The 3,409-nt window shown below is 64.0% G+C and carries 2 protein-coding genes; one reads left to right on the top strand and one right to left on the bottom strand.

Annotated elements, in window-relative coordinates; translation table 11 throughout:
• Nucleotides 1-62 precede the first annotated feature (62 nt).
• Nucleotides 63-2,981, top strand: a complete 2,919-nt coding sequence (locus ACTHLF_RS20845; RefSeq protein ID WP_440330089.1) for a TonB-dependent receptor — start codon at nucleotides 63-65, stop codon at nucleotides 2,979-2,981.
• A 108-nt stretch (nucleotides 2,982-3,089) separates the two neighbouring features.
• Here the strand turns inward: ACTHLF_RS20845 and ACTHLF_RS20850 are convergent, their stop codons facing one another.
• On the bottom strand, nucleotides 3,090-3,254 hold the full coding sequence (locus tag ACTHLF_RS20850; RefSeq protein WP_440330091.1) for a hypothetical protein: 165 nt from the start codon (nucleotides 3,252-3,254) through the stop codon (nucleotides 3,090-3,092).
• Nucleotides 3,255-3,409: the final 155 nt, after the last annotated feature.

Raw genomic sequence — 3,409 nt, forward strand, 5'->3', positions numbered from 1 at the left:
GCCGCGAGTGCTGAGGGGCGCTCGTTACATCAAAAATAACGTCACAAGACGCGGGGAACTCCATGAATCATCGCCATTCGATGCCGGGCCGGGCAGTGCCCGCTATCCACGCGCGGCCGCTCGCCGCCGCGTGCGCCATGGCCCTCTGGCTGGCCTCCGGAGCCAGCTGGGCGCAGGACCAGCCCCCCCAGAACACGCCGCCGCCACCGGCGGATGCCAATGCAAAATCGGCAACCGAGCAAAAAGCCAAGAAGGCGCCCAAGCCGACCAACAGCGATGGCGTGAGCAACCTGGACGCCGTCGTCGTCACCGGCATCCAGGCCTCGATCCAGAACTCGCTCAAGGCCAAGCAGAACTCGAGCAACATCATCGAGGCCATCTCGGCCGAAGACATTGGCAAGCTGCCCGATAGCAGCATCGCGGAGAGCCTGGCCCGCGTGCCGGGCCTGGCGACGCAGCGCGTCGATGGCCGCGCGAACCAGATCTCCATCCGCGGCCTGTCGCCCGACTTCGTCGGCACGACGCTCAACGGCCGGGAACAGGCGACGATCGGTGAGAACCGTGGCGTCGATTTCGACCAGTATCCGTCCGAGCTGATCAGCGGCGTCGCGGTCTACAAGACCCCGGATGCCAGCCTTGTCGGCCAGGGCCTGTCAGGCACCGTCGACCTGCACACCATCCGCCCGCTGGACCTGCCGAAGCGCGCCTTCGCGGCCAACCTGCGCGGCGAGACCACCGATAACGGCAACCTCAACCACGGCAGCGGCGTCGGCGATGCCGGCCACCGTGCGAGCTTTTCGTATATCGACCAGTACTTCGACCACACGCTCGGCCTGGCGGTCGGTTTCGCGCAGCTGGACTCGCCCGTGCAGGAGAAGCAGTACCAGGCGTGGTGGTGGAGCCTGAACAACGGCTCGCAGGGCGCCGAGAACAACTGGGGTGCGCCGCACACACCAGGTCTGCCCGATAACGTGCTTTCCCAGGAAGGCATGCAGCTGCGCGCGAAATCCGAGAACCAGCTGCGCAATGGCCTGATGACGGTGCTGGAGTGGGCGCCGGACGACCATTACCACTCGACGCTGGACCTGTACTACTCGACGTTCAGCCAGAAGACCTTCCTCAACGGCGCGCAGTGGTCCAGCAGCCCGTACGACAACGTCTCGTATTCGAACGTCGGCACGGTGCCCACCCTACCGTACCCGCTCGTCACCACCGGCCATATCGATGGCCTGAAGGCGATCCTGCAGAACGAGTACACCAAGGAAAAGGACAACCTGTTCTCCGCGGGCTGGAACAACCAGTACGACTTCGGCAACGGCTGGATGATCAATGCCGACGCGTCGTACTCGATGGCGAAGCGGCGCCTGCACGATGCCTACCTGTTTGCCGGCTTGCCGGGCCAGGAAACCAGTTCCACGGATTTCGCCACACCAGTGCACGAGCACTTCCCGGATTTCACGCCGGGAACGAACTTCGCTGACCCGGGCCGGATCCAGTTCACCGATCCGAACAATTACGGTTATGACGGCCGCTCGGAATACGACAAGCAGAAGGACTCGATCCGCGCCTTCCGCCTCGAAGTGAGTCACCCGGTCGGCTGGATCTTCAGTGACTTCACGCTCGGCGCGAACTACTCCGACCGGCGCAAGACCAAGTCGGCGGATGTGTTCTTTGCGTGGCTCAACGGCAACGGTTCCACGTCGGGCAGTTACCTGCCGGGCTATGGTTCGCCGATCGATCCCTCTTTCCTGAGCGGCGTGACCGATCTGAGCTACGGCGGCATCCCGGCCATCATCAATTACGACGTGATGGATGCGCTGGGCAGCCAGTACTACCTCACGCAGCGTAACGGCCAGAGCGACTGGAGCCGCAATTACACGGTGCGCGAGAAGGTGCCCGTCGCGTACCTGAAGTTCAACATCGACACCAGCGCTGGCGGCATTCCGATCGGCGGCAACGTCGGCGTGCAGGTCGTGCGCACCGACCAGTCTTCCACCGCGCTGCAGACCAATGGCGATGCACTCGTGGGCCGCATCGCGGACGGCACGAAGTACACCAAGGTGCTGCCGAGCCTTAATGTCTTCGCCGAGATCGCGGACAAGCAATACCTGCGCTTCGGCCTGGCCAAGACCATGGCGCGCGGCCGCATTGATGACGAGAAGGTGGCTACGTCCGCCAGTGTTGCGGAAATCACCGATGGCCCGGCTGCGGGGCAGGTCCTGTGGTCGGGCAGCGGCGGCAATCCGAAGCTGAAGCCGTATATCGCGGTGGGCGCGGACCTCAGCTGGGAAAAGTACTTCGGCAAGGCGAGTTACGTGGCGGCCGCGGTGTTCAACAAGAACCTGTTGAACTACATCTATAACGAGACCGTCCTTGACTACAACTTCTCCAACTACGTCAACGACAACCCGACGCTGACCCCGAACAGCGTGTATGGCTCGTTCACCACGCCGCAGAACGGCACGGGCGGCAAGATCCAGGGTCTCGAACTGCAGGGCGGTATCGAAGGTGGCCTGATCGCCTCATGGCTCGACGGCTTCGGTGCACAGGGCAACTTCTCGCTCACCAACAGCACGCTGCCCACCAGTGCGGTCTCGACCATCCCCGGCAGCCCGAGCACCCTGCCCGGCCTGTCGCGCAAGGTGGCGAACCTGGCCTTGTACTACGAAAAGTACGGCTGGTCGTTCCGCATTGCCGAGCGGTACCGCTCGTCGTTCACGGGTGAAGCGGTGGCCTTGTTCGACCAGCTCGGTTACACCACGGTGCTGGCCGACAAGCAGACGGATATGCAGATCGGCTACGAGTTCCAGGAAGGCCGTTACAGCGGGCTGAGCGTGCTGCTACAGGTGAACAACCTGACCGACTCGCCGTTCAAGACCATGCAGACCTCGGCATTGCCGAACAACGTGAAGATCCAGCGCCCGCTGGAGTTCGACACGTACGGCCGCACGATCATGCTGGGTGTGAATTTCAAGATGTAGAAAGGTTCGTAGGAGCCCACCCTGTGGGCGACGCCGTTCGCGAAGAGCCGCAGGTCATGGGCGAATCTCGCGAAAGATGTCGCCCACAGGGTGGGCTCCTACGACGTCTTAGAGCCACGGGGCGCCTGGCGCGGGCTGGCCCAGGCTGGTCTCCGCTTTGGGCGCGCAGGCCCAGCAGGGCAGCTGCACCTGGCAGCCGACTTCTTCGTCGATGTAGGTGACGGTACCGGTGCCCTGGCAGATCGGGCAGAGCCTGGAGTCGGTGGTTTCCATGGGTTCCGTTATACACCGCTCGGTCGCCCGTGACCCTGTGGAAGCGGGGGGGGGGGCGCGGGGCCCCAAACCCCCGCCCCCCAAACCCCCACCAAACCCGGGCAACAGCGCGGCCAACCACCCCAAAGCCCCCGCCTGGGGGGGGTGGTGGGCAA

The organism is Luteibacter sp., from assembly GCF_051958795.1.
In the GTDB taxonomy this organism is placed as follows: domain Bacteria; phylum Pseudomonadota; class Gammaproteobacteria; order Xanthomonadales; family Rhodanobacteraceae; genus Luteibacter.